This window comes from Chthoniobacterales bacterium, assembly GCA_039930045.1.
In the GTDB taxonomy this organism is placed as follows: Bacteria; Verrucomicrobiota; Verrucomicrobiia; order Chthoniobacterales; family DASVRZ01; genus DASVRZ01.
The window spans coordinates 90,027-110,597 of the sequence record JBDSQB010000005.1 but is presented as its reverse complement, the minus strand read 5'-3'; the positions used below and the strand labels follow the sequence as shown (position 1 = coordinate 110,597).

Annotated in this window: 15 protein-coding genes; 7 read left to right on the top strand and 8 right to left on the bottom strand. The window is 54.6% G+C overall.

The window, feature by feature from the left end; all coding sequences use genetic code 11:
* Window positions 1-18: 18 nt before the first annotated feature.
* The gene (locus ABIT76_05020; GenBank protein MEO7932503.1) at window positions 19-2,457 is read right to left on the bottom strand and encodes a hypothetical protein; all 2,439 of its coding nucleotides are present in this window, start codon (window positions 2,455-2,457) and stop codon (window positions 19-21) included.
* Window positions 2,458-2,667: 210 nt separating this feature from the next.
* On the opposite strand from ABIT76_05020, the gene ABIT76_05015 reads away from it, so the two are divergent.
* Window positions 2,668-3,312 (top strand): hypothetical protein, encoded by a 645-nt coding sequence (locus tag ABIT76_05015; protein MEO7932502.1) that lies wholly within the window; start codon window positions 2,668-2,670, stop codon window positions 3,310-3,312.
* On the opposite strand, the gene ABIT76_05010 is transcribed toward ABIT76_05015, so the two are convergent.
* A complete protein-coding gene (locus ABIT76_05010; GenBank protein ID MEO7932501.1) occupies window positions 3,309-4,049 on the bottom strand; it encodes an IclR family transcriptional regulator C-terminal domain-containing protein in 741 nt (246 codons plus the stop codon). The two genes, ABIT76_05015 and ABIT76_05010, sit on opposite strands and share 4 nt — an antisense overlap.
* 223 nt (window positions 4,050-4,272) lie before the next feature.
* On the opposite strand from ABIT76_05010, the gene ABIT76_05005 reads away from it, so the two are divergent.
* Genes ABIT76_05005 through ABIT76_04995 form a run of 3 tightly spaced genes read left to right on the top strand, consistent with a single transcriptional unit; the run spans window position 4,273 to window position 9,415 of the window.
* The gene (locus tag ABIT76_05005) at window positions 4,273-7,428 is read left to right on the top strand and encodes a beta-galactosidase (protein MEO7932500.1); all 3,156 of its coding nucleotides are present in this window, start codon (window positions 4,273-4,275) and stop codon (window positions 7,426-7,428) included.
* Complete coding sequence (locus ABIT76_05000) at window positions 7,425-8,045, top strand: type II secretion system protein (GenBank protein ID MEO7932499.1); 621 nt, start codon at window positions 7,425-7,427, stop codon at window positions 8,043-8,045. Before ABIT76_05005 ends, ABIT76_05000 begins: the two co-directional genes overlap by 4 nt.
* Before the next feature lie 8 nt (window positions 8,046-8,053).
* Window positions 8,054-9,415: an FAD-dependent oxidoreductase gene (locus ABIT76_04995; protein MEO7932498.1), complete on the top strand. Its 1,362-nt coding sequence runs from the start codon at window positions 8,054-8,056 to the stop codon at window positions 9,413-9,415.
* Window positions 9,416-9,476: 61 nt separating this feature from the next.
* Here the strand turns inward: ABIT76_04995 and ABIT76_04990 are convergent, their stop codons facing one another.
* Complete coding sequence (locus ABIT76_04990; protein ID MEO7932497.1) at window positions 9,477-11,540, bottom strand: sialate O-acetylesterase; 2,064 nt, start codon at window positions 11,538-11,540, stop codon at window positions 9,477-9,479.
* Between the two features lie 421 nt (window positions 11,541-11,961).
* On the opposite strand from ABIT76_04990, the gene ABIT76_04985 reads away from it, so the two are divergent.
* From ABIT76_04985 to ABIT76_04975, 3 genes are all read left to right on the top strand, one after another.
* A complete protein-coding gene (locus ABIT76_04985) occupies window positions 11,962-12,177 on the top strand; it encodes a hypothetical protein (protein MEO7932496.1) in 216 nt (71 codons plus the stop codon).
* A 144-nt stretch (window positions 12,178-12,321) separates the two neighbouring features.
* The gene (locus tag ABIT76_04980) at window positions 12,322-13,488 is read left to right on the top strand and encodes a Gfo/Idh/MocA family oxidoreductase (GenBank protein MEO7932495.1); all 1,167 of its coding nucleotides are present in this window, start codon (window positions 12,322-12,324) and stop codon (window positions 13,486-13,488) included.
* A gap of 15 nt (window positions 13,489-13,503) precedes the next feature.
* Entirely contained in the window at window positions 13,504-14,589 is a 1,086-nt protein-coding gene (locus tag ABIT76_04975) for a Gfo/Idh/MocA family oxidoreductase (protein ID MEO7932494.1), read from the top strand.
* Between the two features lie 61 nt (window positions 14,590-14,650).
* On the opposite strand, the gene vccD is transcribed toward ABIT76_04975, so the two are convergent.
* From vccD to ABIT76_04950, 5 genes are all read right to left on the bottom strand, one after another.
* Window positions 14,651-15,265 carry a Verru_Chthon cassette protein D gene (gene vccD / locus ABIT76_04970; protein ID MEO7932493.1) on the bottom strand — a complete coding sequence of 205 codons (615 nt, stop codon included), beginning with the start codon at window positions 15,263-15,265 and terminating at the stop codon, window positions 14,651-14,653.
* A gap of 899 nt (window positions 15,266-16,164) precedes the next feature.
* On the bottom strand, window positions 16,165-16,338 hold the full coding sequence (locus ABIT76_04965) for a hypothetical protein (GenBank protein MEO7932492.1): 174 nt from the start codon (window positions 16,336-16,338) through the stop codon (window positions 16,165-16,167).
* A gap of 133 nt (window positions 16,339-16,471) precedes the next feature.
* Window positions 16,472-17,050, bottom strand: a complete 579-nt coding sequence (locus ABIT76_04960; protein ID MEO7932491.1) for a hypothetical protein — start codon at window positions 17,048-17,050, stop codon at window positions 16,472-16,474.
* 6 nt (window positions 17,051-17,056) lie between these two features.
* Window positions 17,057-19,222, bottom strand: a complete 2,166-nt coding sequence (glgX, locus tag ABIT76_04955) for a glycogen debranching protein GlgX (protein ID MEO7932490.1) — start codon at window positions 19,220-19,222, stop codon at window positions 17,057-17,059.
* Window positions 19,223-19,527: 305 nt separating this feature from the next.
* Complete coding sequence (locus tag ABIT76_04950; protein ID MEO7932489.1) at window positions 19,528-20,553, bottom strand: PEP-CTERM sorting domain-containing protein; 1,026 nt, start codon at window positions 20,551-20,553, stop codon at window positions 19,528-19,530.
* Between the last annotated feature and the right edge of the window lie 18 nt (window positions 20,554-20,571).

The window sequence follows — 20,571 nt, the reverse complement described above, 5'->3', positions numbered from 1 at the left end:
GTTCGGGAGGGAAGGGTTTTAGATGGATCGAGTGACGATCTGTTGCGGTCCGAGTAGCCCGAGCGAATGGGTCACGCCGCCGAGTTGGAAAGTCGTTTCAGCCGATCTGGCGTTGCGATTTTGCACCCGGATGTGCAAGTGACCGTCCACCTTCTGGACGGAGAGCAGTCGCACGCCAGCGGGCTGCAATGAACCGAAAGAACCCTGCCTCGGCAGATCGCCCGGTCCGGGAGTGACGGCGAGCACCGCTAGCGGATTCAACAGCTGATGCGCGGCCTGGTCCCCGGTGACTCCATCCGCATATAGGTTGAGGCGAAATTTCAGTTCGCCGCAATCAACCGCCGGTGCGGTCCGGCGTTCGGTCGGTCCGGTTTTTTGATCGTCCGCGTAACGCGAGGCGCGGGCCAGCGTCAGGCGCGTTTCATTTTCTAAAAAATCCGCGTCGCTCAATACGTCGCTGGCGATTCCGACGACACCTCCGTCGCTGTTTTGCCGCTGAAACCAGCGTCCCACCGGCACCTGCCCACGTTGCTGGCGAACGGCCACGCTGCCTGGCACGTCACATTTTGCCGGGCCGGTCGAAGGCAGAATGAGTTGCAGACGGGCGCTGCGTTCGTTCCAAAGCAAACGTCCGTGGACCTTCACGCCGGGAGTGTCGCGCGCGACGAAAAAGGTCAGTTCCGCCCACGAATGCGCGCCCTCCCAGCGCGTCCAGAGACTCGCTCTTTCGGGTCCGCTTTCGACGATCTCGCTGGCGGTGATTTTCCATTCCTCGCGGACCTGATCCAGTTGATAGGAATCCGGCTCTTCCTTCATGCCACCCCAGGAACCCCACGGATCTTCCATCACGGCCATGCGGAAATGCTGCGCGCCGAGGAAAAAATTGCCGCCATGGCGCCGGATCGCGAGGCTTTCATCAGTCACGGCCACGCTCCATTCGCCATTCGTGATCGACGGTTCATCCCCGCTTTCGGCGCGGCAATTGATCGGGGAATCTGCGCGAGGATTTTTTTCTTTGGCGAGGCCCATTCGGACTACGCGCCAGCCGAAAGCCGGCACCTCCAACGCGACGACTGCGCGTTTCCGCCACGGCACATCGGCCATCGAATTGTGTTCCGTCTCGATTTCCTGCAACGGCAGCGGTTCGCCGTTTTCATCCAGGACGTGAAAGGGCATTTCGAGCCGGCGATGCTGCCATTCCCAGATCGGGCGGTAATCGAGCGAAGCCTCCAGTTCGACCTGCCCGCAAAAAGGTTCTGAGGAAGGGTTCCAGAGCAAAAGTGGAACGTCCGCCGGCTGATCCGCACCTTCGGGCGGCGGAACCTGAGTGTCCACGCGCTCCGCCAGGGCATTCAGCGCGGCAAATTGCGCCTTCTGCGCGTGATGAATCGCCAGCCCGGTCCAGGCCATCTGGTCTTCCATGGCGCGCTCGATGCTCGAGCCGGGCAAAATGTCGTGGAAGCTGTTGAAAAGCACCGCGTCCCACGCCTCGTCGAGCGATTGCCGCGGCGTGACTGGCAACTGATGGCCAATCATCGACTGCGAGATTTCCGCCGACATCAGGCTGGTTTCGGCGTGGCGATACAAGCTTTTGAACTTCTGCACCGAAGAATAGCAGCCCCGCAGGCAGTAACCGAGATCGCCAGAGACCGACGGCACCGGCCTCTGCGTCTCCTCGATTTCCGCCCGCAAGGCGGCGAAAAAACGATGCAGCGTCGAGTAGCGTAGTTCCACTTCGGGATGCAGTTTTCCCCACGAAACCACATCCGCGAGATTCCGCCGCGACGGGCCGCCGCCATGATTTCCCAGACCCATGAGGACGCCCACATTGCGATCGGGCTGGGATGCCGCTCCGGCGAGCGTTTTATCCAGCACCTCGTGCATGTTGTCGCGTTCGGAGCAATACCATTTGTAATGCTGCCGGTAACAAAGCAGCCGGTCGTCATGGTCGCATTCCCACCAAAATGCCGGGGATGGCAGGGCAAACTGGGCCTGTTGCGGACGGGTAAAAGTGAAACCCTCCATCCCGAAACTGCGTAAAACATTTGGCCAGCCGGGTGCGTGCCCGAAACTATCTGCCTGCCAACTAATTCGCGGACGAACGCCCAATTCCTTGTCGAAATAAGCCAGACCTTTCTCAAACTGACGGCAGAGTGTCTCCGTCGAGCTCAAATTTGAATCCGGCTGCACATACGTGCCGCCAACCACATCCCAGCGTCCGGCTTCAATCATCGCCAGGATCCGCGCAAACACCTTCGGCGCAGTCGTTTGGATATGCTGATAAATCGACGATTCGCCGCGGATGAACGTCAGCTCGGGGGCTTCATCCATCAAATCCAGGATTGTGGTCACCGTCGTTAGCCCTTCATTCAGTCCCTCGCGCCAATCCCACAGCCAGACTGGATCAAGGTGGGCATTGGGGAGGAGGTGAAAAATGAGCCGCGGTGGAGTCGTCACGAAAATAGATAAAAGTGGTAGGACCGTCTTGAGTCGGCACGTTCCCGCCTGCGCTATTTTTGGTCAACCCCATAACTAAGCCCCACTCGATTGAGTTCCATTAGGTGAACTCAATCGCTGCGATCTCATTCCGCCGCCTTGAGAGACCATCTTCGCGTGGTATGACCGTCCTATGAAATCATTTCTACTGCCCACAATGGTTGGGAATATATGGAAACCCCACAATCTCTCTTGATGAGACTCTCATTTCTCATCTGCTGTTTTTTGTCCTATTCTTCTCTGGCTTTGGTTCACGCTACTGCCGAAACCACCGTCTTTATAGATCGCGATTTCAACGGGATTGCTCGAGACGTAAACCTTCTAGGGGAAGCCAAATTTGGCGGTGTAGAGGCGGCGATTCTCGTAGCTGGCGAAACAGCGCCAGACAAGAACTCCTCGCAAGTATTTTTGCCATTCCTCCTCACGGATGAAAATCGCAAAGCCATCGTCGATGCAAAACAGATTACCTTGAATGTAAGCCTCCTTTCGAAAAGCAACGTAAAAGACTGGGAACTCGATCTATATGGCCTGCCAGGTCACGATGCGATTGGCGCAGGACAAGAGGATTATTCTAGCGGCGAACTCTTGGAAAAGGGATGTCTGACCGGGCGTTCACCGGCCGCCTATCAGGAGATCGATGTGACTGCCTTTGTGAAATCTCAGGCAAAGAAAAGCTCGTTTGTCGCATTGAAGCTGGTGGCTCGAAAAGATGGCGATGCTCTTCCTAACGAAGATGAGCTGCAAAACGCCTTCGTTTTTCACTCTGCAGATCAATCCGACCCTAATTCCGCCCCCTTTCTGAAGATTGCGCCCTAAGCGACGTCATCCTGCCTGCGGAGGATACGCGAAATTTTCATTGCAATGGCTTTTACATCCCGCGCCATTTTAACTCGCGTCTGCACGGTAAAATCGAGTTCCGAAATTACCAAAGCTACCGCCAATCTCGGTTCATAAAGAAGCTCCTGGACAGGTGCAGCCGCAGAGACAATCGCATCTGCAGACTCGGCGAGATTCCACGCGACGCCTTCTTTTCTAGCGATCCGCAACTCACGATAGAAACATTGCGGATCGAGATTGGTTTTCTCGGTCAGCCGAAGATCCGTATTGGCAGGCGCATAATTTTCCCACTCGGGTTCCGGACGATTAGCCACTAGAATCTTCCCCGCCGAAGACGCATACACCGGTGTGGTCGAACCGAGCGCCGCCGTGTCGCCCAGAAACCCAGCCGCAGAAATTACGTGGGTCGATCGATCCGCGAGCATGCAGAGATATACCGTTGCCGAATAAACGGCCGCAGAGTCACGCACCACTTGATGGAGAAGTGCATTCGGCCCGAAATGATGGGTCCATCCATACATCAAGGCAAACAACCGCGCACTGGCGGAGTATCGCAGAGTCCTTGAGTGTTGCTCTATGAGTCCCAGATCCCGGAGGATATTCAGTAGCCGGTGTGTGGTGGATTTCGGCAATTCCATGTTCTTCGCCAGCTGGGTGAGACCGAGCGAAGATCCGCAAACGGCAAGGTTCTGCAGGATTTCAAGCCCGCGCGTCAAGGAATCCGAATTTTTTTCCACAGGAGGGAGGCTCACCACACCTTCACCATCAAGCAAAACAGCTTCCCACGCAAAGCCGATTCGATGCGCGTTCCATTAGGTGAACTCAACCGCGGCGATTTCAACTCCTGCCTATGCGAGACCAACTTCGGGGATTAAAACCGTTGTATGAAAACGTACCCCCAGCCATCTGCCGCACTAGCCGCCATCTAATTTCGCCACCTTGGGTTTTTCAACGCAGATAGTCCGTCAGGGTATTTCCCTCATGCTCAATGCTGTCTTAGTTCTTCTGAGCCAGCCTAGCTGCCATGCGGAGGCAGAACGTAACTCCGATCCAGTAATGGATGGAAAGATCCAGATTTTGAGTGGCGGGGGGGATGTCACCTGCCAAACCGCCGGGCACCAAGGACCAGAGGGGGATGACGTCAGCAATATAGCATTAAAAACCAAGGCTTCCGGGCTGGAGGTGTGGTTCAAGGAAAGCATCCCCCTGCCGCCAGACATCCAAAACATCGAATGGCGGGCGTATAGCCGGGGGTTGATGGCTCATCAAACACAAGTTGTTTTGGAATCTCCCCAAGGTGATCTTCAGGCGTATCGCACAGCCACCATCGGAGACAGTCCATGGACTCCCTATCGGCTACGCATGGATTCTCGCGGAGCGCCCCTCAGGCAGCTTCCATCGGTGAAAGCGAGCGGGGGCTGGCGCTATCGCGGATTGATATTTAGGTACCCACCTTATGTGAGTGGAAATGTCCTGATTAGCGATGTTAAACTAACCCGCGTCAGCAACCAGATAGAAGAAACGTATATTTGGTCGTTAAGAGATCTGGACGAAAGTCTTTCGAAGCAGTTGAGCTACGCTGGATTCAGGATACAAGCCAGCGGTGAGACGCTTCCGGCATCGGTGGATTTCAACCTGCTTAAGGCACCGGCGAGGAACGCATCGAAGATCACATGGCAAATCCGCGGTAAAGATGATCTCATCCTTGCTGAAGGCGAACAGTCGGAAGGCGTTGCCCAAATTTTACCAGCTCTCCCGGAAGGGGCTTACTGGGTGCGTTATAAACTCTTCGATACGGCAGGAACATTAGCCTCCCATTACGAAGCAAGCTACTTGGTGCGGCAGAGTAAAACGACCAACTTGCCGGAAGCGCCTGTCCAAAAGGCTTTTGATATTTTCTGGCCAGACAAGTCAGTGGTGGCTTTGGAGGGAAAGCCTCCGTCGGAATCTCTTGGCGTCCCATTGAAGGGTGCTTTGCCGGGTGACGTGGTTTCCTGGAATTGGCGTGACGGAGCTTCAAACTCCCTCCAACAAGGGCGGGCTAAAGTCGAAAACTCAGACTCTATCTCCATCCCGTCTGCGCCAACAGATGTATCTGTCGGCCAGCGAATCGAACTGGACCTTGAATTAATCCGCAGTGGCTCTGTCATCGATGCCCGTGTTGCCTATTTCTACCCGGGTTCCGACCAGCGGGCCGTTTTTGCACAAGTACCGAAACTACACGGGCAGTTCAAGTTTTATCAGACTGACGTCAGGAATGTGTTGCCGGATCAAGTGTCCCTGGGTGGTGAATTTCTGAAAATGAACGCAGCGATTGGGAGTCTTCCTTTTCTCTGCTTTTTCTGGGATGATCTGGAGCCTCGCGAAGGATTCCGTCAGTTTCGCTTCTTGGATGAACGGCTGAAGCAAGCTGCTGAATCAAAGACGCCCGTAGTCCTAACGCTTCTGAAGGATCAGGATCGTCTGCCTCGCTGGTTGTGGTACAATGTGATGAGCGATCAAAACGGCCAGAGTCGCCAGCATGTCGCCAGCTACTTGCGAAAGTGGTCTCCAACCGATGCCCGCATCAAGGCCGCTCTTTACGAGACCATCAGGGCCGTCATCGACAGATACAAGGATGCCAGCGTGGTGGAGGGATGGAACTTCTCCCAAGGCGTGGAAAGTTTCTGGAGCGACGCCGCCCGGAATGGCTTTGTCGTGGACTACAGCCCCACCACCGGAGCTGCTTTCGGTGAGTTTCTACAAAAGAAAGGCTGGAGCTTGGAGGAGACCGCGAAAGCCCTTGGCAAACCCCTTGCTGCCTGGAGTGACGTGGTGCCTCCGCAGCCCATTTTCAACGACAGCCTGGATCTTCGCCGGATTTGGCTGGCCTGGCAGGAATTTAAACAAACGTATCCGTCCAGGTTCTTCGACGAGATGCTTTCTGTGATTCGAAAGGAAGACCCTATTAGACCGATTTACCAGTACGGCACGATGGGTGTGGGAGACACCACGTATCAACTGGATACCTTCAAAAGACACCAGGCAGCACTCTGCTTTGGCGGAAGTGAAGGCATGATTAGTCCATTTTTTGAATCGATCTGCCGCCAGGGCAAAGTAGCCTTGGAAGCCGAAGCCAGCGCGGTACCTCCCTACGAGCCGATGATTCGGATGTGTTTGTTTAACAAGCTCTCTCACGGCTCGCTCCAGGGAGGCTACAACTCGATGTGGGGGAGAATGTTCCGTCCTGACGGAGCCGACTTCATAGCTGCGGCCAAAAACACCTCCCAAATTGCCACCACCCTGGGTCATCTAGTAGATAGCGAGCCGGTCCACGCACCCGTTGCCATTTCCACGGGAGTGCAATCCATCATCAACCGGACCCGCTCCTTTATGTGGCCGGATTGGATGGCAACGGCACGGCAATCATTTGGATTTTCGGAGATGATCAGCCAAACCGTTCGGAACTCCGCTCAAGTGGGCTACGTCACGGATAAAACTCCGGCGGAGGAACTGGTGCGCTGGCCGGCCATCGTGCTTCTCGAAGCCCCTCTCTTGGACGACGCGGGGGCGAACCGTTTCTTCGAATATGTTAGAAACGGAGGAAAACTGATGCTCATGGGCGAGACCGGGCGCTACAATCAGGAAGGGAGGGAGACGTGGACTTTGAGAACTCTCCTTGGCATTGCTGCCGACGGAAAAATCCACACCCTCGGCAAAGGTCTTGTCCAATGGCTGCCAAGTCCCATTTCTTGGAGTGCAAGTCAGGATGCCTGTAGCGATTTCGGCTCGTGGATTGGCTTTCAACGGCCCCTTAAAAGTGATATTGCTCAAGTACGGGTGGCTTTGCGCCGTTCTTTAGACGGACGCAAGTACTGGGGAATTCTACTCAATCAAACATGGGCCGGGGGCAATCCACGTCTCGATGATGTTCCGGGAAAGCCAGTCACCATTCAACTTTCCTCAACCGCTTTTCCCGATGGAACCACTTGGAAAGCAAAGGACCTTGCCGACAACCAGACTATCGGGACGTTTTCTTCTCAAGTTCTTGCCAAGGGAGTCCCCCTTTCGATTCACCCAGCCGAACTCCGAATTATCGAATTTGAAAAATTATGAATACCCCCCACCCCCTCCGCCGCCAGCGTCAAACGGCTTTCACCCTTATCGAACTCATGGTTGTGATCGTCATCATAGGTGTGCTCGCAGCCATCCTTCTCCCTGTCATGAGTAAGATGCGGGTCAAGGCTAATACGACCAAATGCGCCGCTAATCTGCGCCAGATTGGGACTGGTTTTATCCTTTATGCCGCAGATAACAACGGCAAGTTTCCCGCACAGGCAGGCACGGTGAGTAATTTCATGATAGATCCAGCAAAGAGCTTCGCACGAAGCGTAGACGGTTATCTTCAGCCGGGTTCCACGGGGATCATAGCCAGCCCGGTGTGGAATTGCCCAAACAGCATTCCCAAGCGGACCGATACCCAGACCTCTCTGAGTTATTGCATGAACCGGAATTTACAAGATAAGTCCACGTTATCCCTGGTTTCTCCATCCAAGATCGTCCTTCTTCGCCATACCGGACCCAATCTCACGGCCAGCTTGGTGGTTACTGATAACGGCGGACTTATCTATTCTGATGCTGGGAAAAAATACAATTACCTTTTTGCAGATATCCATGTCGAACTTCTGAGTCCTGTGCTCGGCAGCGAATACTGGGATACGCCAGCTCAATAACAAGACCGATGAAGCTACTTGAAGAAAATTTAAGCACTCCGCTTTTCTCTGGCGGTGATGTCGTTGTCATAGGAGCTGGGAGTGCTGGCGTGGCGGCAGCTCTATCGGCTGCGCGGCTGGGCGCGAAAACAATGCTGATCGATCCAGCGGGCTTCCCAGGTGGGAATTTAACCAGTGGATTGCCCATTCTTGGGTGTCACGATGGCGAGAAACAAGTGGTTAAAGGCATTCTTCAGGAGCTGGTGGATGCCCTCCGGGAAAAAGGCGGGATCGACGGAGATCCCGCGGAGCAAACCGGCCTGAATATCGATGCGGAAAAGCTCAAGGTGATCCTCTTGGAGAAACTGGCAGAAGCAGGCGTGGACCTTCGGCTGCACACGCTTTTTTCCCGCGCAATCGTTTCCGACAACAAGATCACCTCGATTGTCATTGAGGGCAAAGGCGGTCGGCAGGCGGTCGAGGCGTTAGCCTTCGTCGATGCCACGGGAGATGCCGATGTGGCAGTCGCAGCCGGTGTCCCCTACGAGAAAGGGCGTAAAAGTGATGGCCTGACCCAGCCAATGACAATGATGTTCGGAGTCGGAGGAATTGATAAAATACGCTTCGCTGCCTGGGGAGGCTATCCAGCCTTGGAACGTCTCTATGCCCAAGTGTCAGAAGAGAAGCAATTCCGCAATCCCCGTCGCGCATCGCTTGCTGAAATTTGGGGGCCGGAATCGCGGACGGGGGAATATACCTTCAACGCGACGCGCGTCCTGCGAGCCGACGGCACCGATGGAAAATCTCTAACCAACGCGGAGATCGACGGACGCCTGCAAGTCTGGGAATTTATCGAGCAGTTTCTGCGGCCCTGTATTCCCGGGTTTGAATCCGCCTACATCGTCTGGACTTCTGCCAAAATCGGCGTGAGGGAATCCCGGCGCATCGTGGGAGAATATGTCCTAACCCGGGAGGATATTTGGAACTTCGTCAAGTTTCCCGACGTCATCAATTGTGGTTCCTACCCCATCGATATCCACAACCCTACGGGTGCGGGCACGGAATTTCCCGTCGATCATTTTTATGGAGGGCAATATTGGACCATCCCTTACCGTTCGCTCGTTCCTCTCAAAGTGGATAACCTCTGGGTTGCAGGAAGATGCCTGAGTGCCACCCATGAGGCGCTGTCAGCCGTTCGATGCATGGCCAATACGATTGGCATGGGACAAGCCGCCGGTACGGCAGCAGCACTAGCCCTGCAAACCGGCACGTCCAATCGCACCTTGGACACGCGGTTACTACAGAAACGTCTGATAAATGATGGAGCGTGGCTTGGAGAATTGAAGGCTGCCGAGAAAAATCACAATCCCATCCTTATTTCCACGCGATAGTTAGACGGCCTATCTATGAAGTTTCCCGCACCGCAAGCACAGGAACCGGCGTTCAATTTGCTCAATATTTTTCCTTGAGGGTGGACACAGGAAGATCGTCTGTCCGGAATGGTGAGGCTGGCAACCCGGCGGCATTGTAGAGGTTACAGGTCGGATTATCGGCCCAGCCATAGCGGACTGCAATGGGACTAGGCACCTTGTCAGACCATACAATGACTGTTTCACCTTCTATCATTGCATTCGCCCAAACCCATTTCCCGTTATCGCCCAATATCGCGAAGCCTTCCAGTTCACTGCCAGGGGAGTTGGGGACCAGTGGAGCTGTTACGCCCGTGCGGGTGCTGATGTTGTATTCCTTGGGGAGCGGCTTTGCCACCAATCCACCATCAGTGATCGAGAAGCTCAGGTGAGCTTTTCCATCCTCCACCGTCATTTTCGAAAATACTGGACCCGAGAAAGAGATTTCCTTGCCATAGGTCTTCGCAAGCGCAATGCGGGCCAGACGTTCTCCCGCTTCCTTTTTATTACGGGGGTGGATATCATCTGCCTCACCCATATCGATCAATACGGCCTGACCGGTATTGGCCAACGCCAGCGTCTTGTTCTGAGCCTCGCGCAGTTCCGCCCAGGAGCTCTCTCCCGGTTCAGGCTTCTTCTCCAAGTAGTTGGCTATTTGGCAGTAATAGAAGGGGAAGTCTCCTTGTTGCCGGGCCTTGCGCCAGCCATCGATTAATAGTGGAAAAGCAACATTGTACTGATGCGCCCTCCAGTTATTTGACTCACCCTGATACCAGATCACTCCGCTAATGCCATACCGCAGCATTGGAGCAATCATTCCGTTATAGAGATAGCTTGGAGATAATTCTGGCGGAGGAGGAATGGCCGGGGCCTTGGGGACGGCGGCTGCTTCCTCTGCCGAAAGCGAAGGCAAGGCATACTCTGCTTTCGCCAGCCATTTTCCAGAAATAATAATCGGGCCCACTTTGGGAACTGCCGCAGACTTCGTTGCCGTGACAGGCTGAAAAAAACGAAGTGCCAGAGTGTTTGACCCGGTTAACACCTTGTTGGCGGGGATCACATAATCACCTCCGCGTCGGAGAAAGCCGGTGCCTGGAAAATCCTCGAAGCGAATACTATGAATCAACTCTCCATTCCAATACACGCTATCGAATGTATCGAAGGCACCAAATGAAAGCCCAAGGCGAGTGCCTGCCAGGTTGGGTGGAATTTCCACCTGCCGCCTCATCCAGACTGCTCCAGCGTTAGGAAGGTTATTAGCTTCTAGCACGCCGGGAAACTGAATCGGGGTCCATTCGCCCTCCGAAATAGCTTTTCCTGCAAAGGCCGCTGTGTCTGCAGTGGGCGTATCCTCGCGCTTGGTATTCTTCAACCACGTTCCAAAAGCCTTCACCCATTCTGCTCGAAGCTGGGGATATTCCGCTATTCTCTTGAGGGCTCGCCCACGCCCCGCATTAAGATCGGCGTCCGAGTCAAAGGCTGAAGGTTCGGTCCAGGCTTCAGCCGTCGTGCCTCCCCACGAGGCATGGATCAATCCCACTGGCACTTGCAAATTACTCTCGAGCGATTTGGCAAAGTAATAGCCTACCGCGGTAAATTCTCCCGCTGTGCCGGGATCGGCAACCTGCCATTGCCCCTTGCAATCCACCTGAACATTGGCGGTGGCGGCTCGCTCCACCCGAAATTGGCGAATGTGAGAATTGCTCGAGCGGGAAATCTCCGCCTCTGCTCCTATGGCATCCTTGAGGATGAATTCCATGTTGGACTGGCCACTCGCCACCCATACTTCCCCGATAACCACATCAGAAATCCTGATCCGATTTTTCCCCTCAACGATCATCTCAAACGGTCCTTGTCCGAAAGCTGACAAATCCAGCGACACCGTCCACTTTCCCTTCGGGTCCGCAGTTGTCTCGCTCACCTGCCGGCCATCTAAAGCGATGGAAACTTTTTCACCCGGATCGGCCCAACCCCACATGGGAACCCGCGCAGCCTTCTGCAGGACCAAATGGTTCGAGAATACTGCAGGGAGTCTAACATCCGCCAAAGCGGTTGAAGCTAGGAACTCAGCAGTCAATGCTGCCAATGCAAATAGGACAGATTTCATTGGTGGGAGGAATGGAACAACAGTTCGAGGTCTCGTCAACGGAGGAACGCCGGGCTTTGATGCTTGGTTCCATTAGTTGAACGGATAAGGCGGTTAAACTTACCTGCAACAGCAGGCAGGGAAGAGGACACGGTGGGTGCGTCGAGGCCGACGGAGTGGGTCGAAATCCCACGAACCAGCTCTCGAAACAGCGTCCGCGCCGTCGCATCCAGCGTCGCGTTTATCCGCCGAATGCACGAGATTGAAGAAACAAGTGGATGTTCGGAAAGCAGACAAAGGGCGGCGGATCGATAGGCACGTAAGCGACTTTCCCAACGGTTCCCTTGTGCAAAAAGCAACACGTCTCCTCGGGTTTCCAAATCCTCGGCGGTACACAAAGCTGTGGTTATTAACTAGAAATTTAGATTCGAGTTTCATCTTGATGGACCCATCATTCATCCGAGGTGCCGGAATCGACGAAGCCTTTGGTCGCTGTGGAAACAACGGGCAGTTCGAAAGGACATGCTGCCTGCTTCAAAAGCCGCGATCACTGTTTAAATATGTGGCGCAGCAAAGCAAACTTGAACATGACCAGCGCTTCGCTTTGGAAACAATCCGTCGTGCCGTATTTAATCTCATTGTTCGCGCAACCACCTGAGCTACATTCTTTAGTTTGGTGATTCCTTAGTTCCGTCGTGAATTAGGAAATTAAAAACGGGAACGTGGATTTATATTTAACTGTATGCAGCCAACCTTAGGCTCCACTACTCATCTAGTATTTTAACCCCTTTCACCCTCTTCCATGATCAACCAGTCTCCACTTCGTTTCGGTATTGTAGGGCTTGGCAACATGGGCAGCACCCACGCGCAATGGCTTAAGGAAGGCAGAGTACCTCGATCACAGCTTTCGGCGGTTTGCGATATTGAGGTTGATCTCGCTCGTTACGCTCCAGATGCGAAGATTTTCACCTCGTCGGAAGCGATGATCCGTTCTGGCGAGATCGATGTGATCCTGATCGCGACACCGCATTACTCACACACAACCATCGGCATCGACGCTCTTGAGCAGGGATTGCACGTGCTGGTGGAAAAACCGGTTTCCGTCCACAAAGCGGATGCTGAACGGCTGATCCATGCGCATAAGAATCCCAAGCAGATTTTCGGTGCCATGTTTAATTTGCGCACTGATCCGCACTATACGCGTTTGCGCGAGCTGATTCAGAGTGGCGAACTCGGGGAAATTCGCCGGATCAACTGGATCAACACCGATTGGTTTCGGACACAGGCTTACTATAATTCCGGTGGCTGGCGCGCGACGTGGGGCGGCGAAGGTGGCGGGGTGCTGCTGAACCAGTGCCCTCACAATCTGGACCTTTTCCAGTGGCTGTTCGGAATGCCCAAAAAGCTGCGCGCGACTTGTCAGTTTGGGCGCTATCACGACATCGAAGTAGAAGACGACGTGACTGCGGTTATGGAATACGATGGTGGCGTCACGGCGGTTTTTGTTACCTCCACGGGGGAAAGTCCAGGAACCAATCGGCTGGAAATTGTCGCCGAGCGGGGTCGCATCATCTTGGAGGACGGCACCATTCGGTGGTTTCGAAATGAAATTCCAATGACTGAGTTTTCATTAACAACATCAGCAAAATTTTCTGGCCCATCGACATGGAAAATCGAAATTCCCGTGAGTGGAAATGGTGAGCAGCACATTGGGATTTTAAAGAACTTCGTTGCCGCCATACTCGATGGCGCGGCGCTAATTGCACCAGCTTCGGAGGGCATTCATTCCGTGGAACTCGCCAATGCCATGCTGATGTCGGCTTTCCTCGACCGCAGCGTCGAGTTGCCAATAAACGGGGCAGCCTATGAAGCCATGCTGCGAGAGAAAATCGCGTCTTCTGGCCATAAAGAAAAAAATGTCGCCCATACGGATGCCGTTGAAGAGTTTACTGCCTCTTTCAGTCACTAACCTACCAATGATCATATGAGTTTTCAAAAATCCGACGGAATGAACTACGCGCCTCAAGGCAAGCCCAAGCCAGTCGTTAAGCCTGGGGAGTTTGTCTTTGCCGCAGCGCACCTCGATCATGGCCACATCTATGGTCAGACCAACGGTTTGCTGGAGGCCGGCGCTCAACTAAAATGGGTCTATGATTCTGACCCTGCAAAGGTCGCTGCCTTTTTAAAGGCCTACCCTCAGGCAAAGCCGGCCGCCAGCCTCGACGAAATCCTGAACGATTCTGAAGTCAAGCTCGTAGCTAACGCGGCAGTGCCTTGCGACCGCGGCCCCATAGGCTGCCGGATAATGGAGGCTGGCAAAGATTATTTCACGGACAAAGCTCCCTTCACAACGCTCGAACAACTTGAAAAAGCCCGTGAAGTTGCAGCCCGCACAGATCGCAAATACATGGTCTATTACAGCGAGCGATTGCATGTGGAGTGTGCCGTCTTCGCAGGCGATCTAATCAAACAAGATGCCATTGGTCGAGTCGTTCAAGTGCTGGGGCTCGGGCCCCACCGACTAAATGCGCCAAGTCGTCCAAAGTGGTTTTTTGAAAAAGATAAATACGGCGGCATTGTTTGCGATATTGGAAGTCATCAGATTGAGCAGTTCCTTTCGTTTGCCGGGGCCACTAACGCCACGGTGCTCCATTCTGCAGTCGGAAACTACAATAACCCCGACTATCCTGAGTTAGAGGACTTTGGCGAAGCCTCCCTAGTTGCAGACAATGGCGTCTCAAACTATTTCCGAGTGGACTGGCTGACCCCGGACGGGCTGCGAATCTGGGGCGATGGACGCACCATCATCCTCGGCACCAAGGGTTACATCGAGTTGCGCAAGTATATCGACATCGCGGCTGAGGAACAGAAGGGTGACAATCTTCTTCTCGTCAATGAGCAGGGAGAAAAGCGTTTCGACCTCAGCGGCAAGGTGGGGTTCCCGTTTTTCGGGCAGCTCATTATGGATTGCTTAAACCGGACAGAGCACGCCATGACGCAAGCTCACGCATTCAAAGCTGCCGAGTTGTGTTTGATCGCCCAAGCACAGGCCAAACGATTGGTCGGTTAAGACATCAAGCAAGACTAGAAATCTAGTAGAGGAACATCGCCCAATCTGGAGATGGAGACGATTACGGACGGAAAACTCGCGCTCGTCCATTAAAAGGCTCGATGGCCACCACAGAATAATTGGCAGGCAAGCCTGCCACTGACCCTCCATTTTTTGGGGCGTTCTCTGCATGTATGGTGAGGAAAGCCTGGGCAAAGGGCGCGGTAATGCTGCCGCTGGGAGTAAATAAAACTGCACTAAATGGATGCCCTTTGGTGTCTGTGGCTTTCGAGAGGTCGAGAATGGGGGAAAATTTTGCGACGTCGGCATCGATAATAATCCCTGCTCCAAGTGTCTGCTCGCTATCGACTGCTGTCCAATTACTGGAAGAGAGATCTGCCTGCTCCCAAAGCTGATATGATTTAAAAGGGACCGCTACTTTGTCGGAGTAATTTTGCCGATAAAATCGAATAGCCACATTGCGATTAAAGGTAGTCGCACGCTGCCTCGCCAGCCCAACGGTGGTGGAAATTTGCTCTCCGGTTGCAGTAATATTAACTCCATTGGAGATGCCATGAAACGCAGGCACAATCAAAGCAAACATGAGAACCATGATCGCCACAACAGCGAGCAGTTCCACCACCGTAAAGCCCTTGGACTTACCCTCACGAGTGGACTGTATCAAAGGCGCACTCATGGGGCAAATTGACGAGTGGATAGCACGCGGAAACGATAGTACTTATCTATTGGATCCGCAGGAAGCGAGGCTCCAGCATAATCAGGCAGCCCAGCTTCATTAGGATCCAAATAGCGCTCGATCTCAGTGGCCCCACGATATTCGCCCACTACCTGGTCCTTGCCTTCAATCCATTGCAGCCACGCGCGTCCGGGAGTGGGCACTTGCTTGAGTGCTTGCACACGGTAGTGAACCGTAAACGTGTTCGACTTGGTCGTAATGCGTGAGTAGAGGGCGTTATAGGGAGACTCGCGAAGGTTGTCCCTGTTAGTCTCCGAGTGCTCCACCAATTAGCCATTGTGGAATTGGTTTCGCCGCTAGCCACCAAGGGGATGGTGCAGACTTCAGAAGCAGAGCGGAAAATGTCGCCTGCGGCAAAGCGGTCTTGGAACGCCTTTAGGGTTCCATCGCTGGAGGAGAGATTTAGATTAAAACGAATGGGAATCGAAGTATTAATCAAACCAAACTGCCCTACTCCATTCCATGCATCATCCGACAGCAAGTTTAACCGCTTTCATGGCCGCATTTACAGCAGTGGCGCGATTGATGTAGGTAGCTTATTGGCTCCTTTTTGATAATTCGAGTTTACCGTAAGAGGATATACCCGGATTCACAGACGTGGCATCTTTCTCAATAGGTGGTTTCTGCGTCCGCCCAGCTGTTAAGCAACGCAAAAGCTGACACCACAGCGATACTACTTACATTAGGTCCGACCCCATGACGTTACGTTTCGGAGTCATTACGATAGCGGTATCGTCCACCTTGGGAGCGTTTTTGATGGGTGGCATTTTTTGATGTTCAGAGGAAGGGTGGAAAAGATCGCCGGAATAGGGGTGCCATCACTATTTTTTGCATACTTCTTAGCCTCCTTGGGCGGAAAAATCTTCCGGCTCCTTAGTCGCTTGGTAAAAGATGGTCTCCCCCAGCAACACAATCAGCATGAGGTGGATCAGGAGAGAAATTAAGCCAGTCTGCCAGTTTCCCAGCTTTTTGAACATTTCGCTGAACGTTGTGGGGAAGAAATGGGGGCTCACTACGTCAATGTCCCAGATTAGGCGGGTTCTTAAATCTCGATTCCCGCCATAAATCTCCTAATTTACGCTTTCACAGGAACTTGGAAGGCGGACAGATTCTGACCGCGCACCCGTTCGTCTTTGCGCGGAGTGCTTATCTTTTGGCCAACAGCCACGTCCACTTCGGGTCGGGCTGGTGCAGGTTCCAGACTCGCTCGGTCAGTTGATGTCCGATTCTGCTCGCTTCGGTGCTGAGTTCGGCAATTTTGTTGGGACCATCTGTCGCAGACAGTTTTGGATTGCGCGCCAGAAGGAGCGCCTGCTGCACCATTCCTGTGAGTTCCAGCCGCGCATTCGTCAGCTCCGGGAAGTGAATAGAAATGAGCCGAACGGCCGTTTCCAGATCCCTCAAAAGCTCGCCTCGATCCCGAAGCACCTCGTCCGCGAGGACTTGCACTTTATTGTAAATGACATCGAGCTTGTCCCCGACATATTTGCCCGCAAGCCGTTCTTTTTCGAGCGCGATCCACATTCCCGCTTCCGCGCCGAGAGGAGAAAGGATCGTTTCCAATTTGAAAGTGAGGGTGAAGACCGCCTTGTGCAGCTCCTCCAGCTTCCCTTGTCTGAAATCCAAATGCTCCCGGTAAAGGGACACGCCGTGATTGATCGCAGCGACGAGCAGCCCGGAACTCAGTCCCGCCACGATCGCGGTCAGCCAGTGAAATTCCTGCATGGACGATTACGCCTTGGACGCGATGTGCTGCAACTCTAGGAGCTGCATGCTGTGATCGGCCAGAGTCACCTTCGACCCGACTTTTTTCACCTTGCCATGCTCCACAAACGCGGGCTCTTTCGCCGTATCCAGGATCGGCATCCACTTGCCCATGTAAGGGCTTCCGAGGAGAAATTCCTGGGGCTGGTGGCCAGCATTGATTAGAAGCAGAAAGGTCGAATCGTGAAACGGCTGCCCTTGGTCATCGCGCAACGCCGGGGCATCGCCGCAGAGCATCAGCCCGATGCTGCGCAACTCGGCATTGTGCCAGTCGGCCTCCGTCATCTCTTTGCCCGCCGGGTGAAACCACGTCACATCCTTCAGCCCGACGCCCTCGATGAGCTGGCCGTTGAGAAATTTGGGGTGGCGAAACACCGGATGCTCCCGCCGCAGCCGGATCAGGCGGCTGGTGAAATCCAGAATTCCTTGCGCCTCGGCATCGCGCTCCCAAGTCAGCCAGCCGAGCTCGTTGTCCTGGCAATAAATGTTGTTATTCCCCTGCTGAGTCCGCCCAAACTCGTCCCCGGCCACCAGCATCGGCACGCCTTGGCTGAGGAAAAGTGTGACGAGAAAATTCCGCCGCTGCCGGGCTCGCAGCGCCAGCACCTTGGCGTCCTCGGTCGTACCCTCCGCACCGCAATTCCAGCTCGCATTGTTGTTGTCGCCATCGCGATTGTCCTCGCCGTTCGCCTCGTTGTGCTTCTCGTTGTAGGAAATCAGATCCGTCAGCGTAAAACCATCGTGGGCAGTCAGGAAATTAATGCTCGCGTAGGGTCGGCGACCGGAAATCTCGTAGTATTCCGGGCTGCCGCTCAGCTTGTAGGCGACATCGGGCAGGAGACCGGCGTCGCTCTTCCAGAAGTGGCGAATAGTGTCGCGATACTTGCCATTCCACTCCGACCAATGGATCGGGAAATTGCCCACCAGATAGCCGCCCTCACCAATGTCCCATGGCTCGGCGATCAACTTCACCCGCGACAAGACCGGGTCCTGATGCACCGCTTTGAGGAAGCTCCCTTTCATATCCGGGAGGTGTTCCTCGCGAGTCAGAGCGGAAGCCAGGTCGAATCGAAACCCGTCGATGTGCATTTCCTCCACCCAATAACGCAGGCTGTCGAGCACGAGCTGGAGCACGCGCGGATGCGTCATGTCCGGGGTGTTGCCGCAGCCGGTGTAGTCGAAATAGAACGCCGGATTATCCGGGTGCGACCGATAAAAAGACTGGTTGTCGATCCCCCGGAAGCAGAAGGTCTGCCCGAGCGGACCGCCCTCGCAGGTGTGATTGTAAACCACGTCCAGAATCACCTCCAACCCGGCTGCGTGGAGGTTTTTCACCATCTGCTTAAACTCCGCGATCTGACCACCCGTCGTCCCGGTGGACGAATATTTCCCCGCTGGCGCGAAGAACCCGAGCGTGTTGTAACCCCAGTAATTCGAGAGCCCCTTCTCGGCCAGCATCGGCTCGCTCACGAAATAATGGATCGGCAGCAGTTCCACCGCCGTCACGCCCAATTTCTGAAAATACTCGATCGCCGCCGGACTCCCCACCCCCGCATACGACCCGCGCTCGTGCTCGGGAATTTGCGCGCACAATTTCGTAAACCCCTTCACATGCATCTCGTAGATCACCGTCTCCGTCCACGGCGTGCGCAGCAGCCGGTCACCGCCCCAGTCAAACGCCCGGTCATCCACCACCAACGACTTCGGCACCGCGTGGGCATTGTCGCGCAAGTCGGGTTCCGTCGGAAAATCATCCGGTTCCGCCGTCTCCGGGAGCGGCAGGTAAGGGAGCAACTCGTCGCACCATTCCACCTCGCCCGCGATGCCCTTTGCGTAGGGATCGACCATCAGTTTCGCCGGGTTAAAATGCGCCCCGACCGACGGATCGTAGAGACCGTGCACGCGGTAGCCGTAGAGCTGACCCGCTCCGATCCCGGGCACAAAGGCATGGAAAACGTGCTCCGTGCGCTCAACGAGTTCGATGCGATCCGTTTCTATTTTCGGGTCCTGGGCGTCATAGAAACACAACTCGACCTTCGTCGCATGATCACTCCAGAGGGTGAAGTTCGTGCCGCCATCGCGCAGAGTGGCTCCGAGGGGGTAAGGTAAACCGATTTGAGGTGTAAGTTCCATTTTAAGAGAAGCAAATTTGTAAACAGCAAACGCGCCAGAGACAACCGTGCAGCGTAGTTTTTTTGATAAAATAAGCCCACGCCTGCTGCCATCGCGCTGGAACTCCGCTCAGGTCCGGGTCAGGACGAAGCGCACGATTCCCCTCAATAATCCATCCACATTCCTTCTTTACGGGTTCTACATACCTGATTGGCTCCGGGTTGGATGGTATTGCGTCACAGCCAAGCCAGATGAAGACTTGAAGGCTGTTTCCAAGGTCGGGCAAGGCGTCTTCCTCGCTGGGGAATACGGTAGCGGACGTTCCCTTATCCTTTACGACGCCCCCATGCGGCGAATCCGCAGAAGGCCAAAGATAGCAGCACAAGCGTCCTAGGCTCGGGAACAGCAAATGGAGCGATGTTCAGGGCGGCGTTTTGGGCGCCGATGAAGTCGCCCACGGCAGACGGGTTGGCCGCCGCGTCCTCGATCAGTGCCTCGCCATCCACGTCGAATGTGCCTGTGTATTTATAGAACTCGTAGCGGCGGGTGATTGATTCCGAGTTCAGTTTCAAGTCGGCCAGACCGCTGTCCACTTCGGACAAACTATCTTTGCCATCCTGGAGTAGCTGCCACTCGACTTCGACTTCGGCGGGTTCGGAGCCATCGGGCACTCCGGGATCGCCCGGAAGGAGATGATTCAACTCAATGGGATCTCCGGCCTCGGTGACGAAGACTTTTACCCACATCGCTTCACCGAAAAGGTCTGTGGGATGTTCTTTCGGAAGCGCCGGAAGCACGACTTGGACGGCCGCCGGCGCGGCTGGGTTCACGGGCGCCTGAACATTCCAGATGGGAGCCGGTATCTTCACATTCGAGCCAGCGGCGCTCAGATTGCCTGCGTCGTCGCCGAGCAGCCAGCGGTAGATGGTGTTGGTCGGGTTGCCATTTAGAGCGATGCCGAAATGTTCGCCACCGAGCGTTTCGTAGTTCGCATCACCACCATATGCGGGATAGAAAGCCTGGTGCCCGCCTGTGGGAAAAGGGCCTGCCGGAACCGGGGTACCAACCGCCCAGCCGCTCCCGGTGAACGCACTGGCATAGCGCACGATGGTTCCCGTCCCGGTGGCCTCGATCACTGGATCGCCGTAGCGGATGTAAGGGTTGCCGAAGGTGAATGCGATATCCGTAGAACTGACCCCTTCGAGTTCGATCTCGAAGCCTCGCGTAATCACTCCGGTGTCGTTGACTACATCGAAGTTGCTCAAGCTACCAAAGAGCGTGGAGCCGAACGCTGAAGTGCTGAATGAAAGGAGGGCAAGCCCCGCGATGACAATGGAGAGAGACAATTTCATGGAGAGCAAACTTAGGAT

What these genes read in the sequence shown, in the direction of transcription:
- ABIT76_05015 (MEO7932502.1), top strand. Translation starts at nt 2,668, where the DNA reads ATGGAAACCCCACAATCTCTCTTGATGAGACTCTCATTTCTCATCTGC.
- ABIT76_05000 (MEO7932499.1), top strand. Translation starts at nt 7,425, where the DNA reads ATGAATACCCCCCACCCCCTCCGCCGCCAGCGTCAAACGGCTTTCACC.
- ABIT76_04995 (MEO7932498.1), top strand. Translation starts at nt 8,054, where the DNA reads ATGAAGCTACTTGAAGAAAATTTAAGCACTCCGCTTTTCTCTGGCGGT.
- ABIT76_04990 (MEO7932497.1), bottom strand. Translation starts at nt 11,540, where the DNA reads ATGAAATCTGTCCTATTTGCATTGGCAGCATTGACTGCTGAGTTCCTA.
- ABIT76_04985 (MEO7932496.1), top strand. Translation starts at nt 11,962, where the DNA reads ATGGACCCATCATTCATCCGAGGTGCCGGAATCGACGAAGCCTTTGGT.
- ABIT76_04980 (MEO7932495.1), top strand. Translation starts at nt 12,322, where the DNA reads ATGATCAACCAGTCTCCACTTCGTTTCGGTATTGTAGGGCTTGGCAAC.
- ABIT76_04975 (MEO7932494.1), top strand. Translation starts at nt 13,504, where the DNA reads ATGAGTTTTCAAAAATCCGACGGAATGAACTACGCGCCTCAAGGCAAG.
- vccD (MEO7932493.1), bottom strand. Translation starts at nt 15,265, where the DNA reads ATGAGTGCGCCTTTGATACAGTCCACTCGTGAGGGTAAGTCCAAGGGC.
- ABIT76_04960 (MEO7932491.1), bottom strand. Translation starts at nt 17,050, where the DNA reads ATGCAGGAATTTCACTGGCTGACCGCGATCGTGGCGGGACTGAGTTCC.
- glgX (MEO7932490.1), bottom strand. Translation starts at nt 19,222, where the DNA reads ATGGAACTTACACCTCAAATCGGTTTACCTTACCCCCTCGGAGCCACT.
- ABIT76_04950 (MEO7932489.1), bottom strand. Translation starts at nt 20,553, where the DNA reads ATGAAATTGTCTCTCTCCATTGTCATCGCGGGGCTTGCCCTCCTTTCA.